At 39.3% G+C, this 1,900-nt stretch carries 1 protein-coding gene; it reads right to left on the reverse strand.

Features of this window, described 5'->3' with window-relative positions; all coding sequences use genetic code 11:
* On the reverse strand, nucleotides 1-1,592 hold a 1,592-nt coding region (locus AB1414_20100; GenBank protein MEW6609716.1), incomplete at its 3' end, for a C39 family peptidase.
* Between the last annotated feature and the right edge of the window lie 308 nt (nucleotides 1,593-1,900).

The following is a 1,900-nucleotide window of genomic DNA, read 5'->3' on the forward strand; positions in this document are numbered from 1 at the left end:
CCTAATTGAAAAAGAATCTGTACATCCTCTTTTAAAGAATCCAAAGTTATTATATGCTCAACTTTTGATGTTTCAGGGGATGTTGTAATGGTAATTGGATAATCCGCCACGGCCCCCTCGTTTGTAACTCCGGTAAACTTGAGGTCCATATATTGTGATCTTTCTCCTGAAATCTTAGGAAGAATTATATAAACGCCTAACGAATAATCTCCAGTTCCTGTACCATAAATCTGTAAAGAATAATTACCTTCCTCTATGTCTAAAGATAATTGTTTTCCTGGCGGAATAATTTCAGGATCGGGCGTATCTCCAGCACCATAGAACCCATTAAGACCATCGTTCACAATAGTCTTTGTGACAGGATCGAAACCTAGTCTTTTACCCTCGGGATCGGTTAATAAAAGCTCAACGGCGCATTGCGCATGGATTTCCATCTGCCCCATTTCCCCTGTTTTCCGAACAAATCGTCTAAATCCCCCTGTACCCGCAGAATCAAATATTGTATCGAATTGGTTACCATATGAATCTAAAGTAACCTTTGTTGTTGATGCAGGATCATTAATCTTATATGTCTCGGTTTTCTTTCCTTTTACTACAACAAAATGTGTAGTAGAATATTCTCTTGGCACTTTTAAAATTACAGGATTTTTATCTCTTAAATCGCTGTCTAAGGTATCAAAACTGGTACTCACATAATTATACCTAACCTGCCCAGTTGAGTATTCTTCTACCTTCGGCCAATATATGTTCCCTCCTGGTTGGTATCCTTCATGTCCATTCATCCAGTTATTTAAATTTTTAGGATTTACCTCTGCGCTATCCGCCCCATAAGCTACTCCATAAAACCTCAAAACCATCACCAAATCTGTCAATGCACATCCCAGATTTTTTATTTTATTCTTTGGAGGGCGGACACTATCATAAACTTCATCAGCCCACCCTGTAGAATCAGAACCGTTCCAGCTTGTTGAATCTAATTGACTATAATAAGGAACTGCCAGGTTTATCTCCCCTTCTCCGATATTTATTGCCCATTCTTTGGTAAGTCTTACCCAGCCTGTCCCGCATGACGGCATCCCGTTACTGCAATAAATTACTTTAACTTTATAATTATGTCCGCCTCCTGCGGGATAAAAATGCCTGCGGGTATAGGTAGTATCAGCATCCGGCCACCATTCTTCATGTTTCACAACTCCGTCTTCATAGTAATAATAAGCAATCGCATAACCATTTATTTTTAATGTATTTGGAAAACATAAATTTGTTCCAACCAGGACAGTTGTATCAGGATGGGTAATAATTAGCTTCCCGTCCGATGTAGTCTCCGTTTGCATAGGGCCGACATAAGTTGAATTCCCACCGCATTCATCAGAACTTGAGTAAAAACCTTGAATGGCAAAACTGTCCCTGCCGGAACTTTGTTTATGGCACCTGCGGCACACATCGATATCTTCTGTCCAATTCGCACCGCAGTTCTCAGGAGGATTTATATTTTCTATCTTCTCCCCATTTTCCGTATAACCCGTATTACCAATCAAAAAAATTAATGAAAGAAGTATAAAATATTTCTTAACAATTTTATTAAACAACATTTTATTTTCCTCCCTTATTTATAATCCTGAAATCTCCCCCCATTCAGGTTTTCTTGTTTATCCGCCAGCGATTTGTGGCGGGCCGGAGAACGGATAGAACGGATATGGGACGGAGTTGAAACAGTCCACCATCGTTTACCCCAATACCCCATTTAATACTTTTTCTTCGTTCCCCGTATTTCCCATAAGTTCTTCACCCAGCCTGTTTAATTTACTTATTCCGCTTTTGCTTAAATTTAATTTCTGACAGAAACTTTTGCCTGAAATACCCAGCCGCTCTTTCCCGATATTGACCAATATTGCTTTTA

The sequence above is a fragment of the bacterium genome, assembly GCA_040755795.1.
Taxonomy (GTDB): domain Bacteria; phylum UBA9089; class CG2-30-40-21; order CG2-30-40-21; family SBAY01; genus JBFLXS01.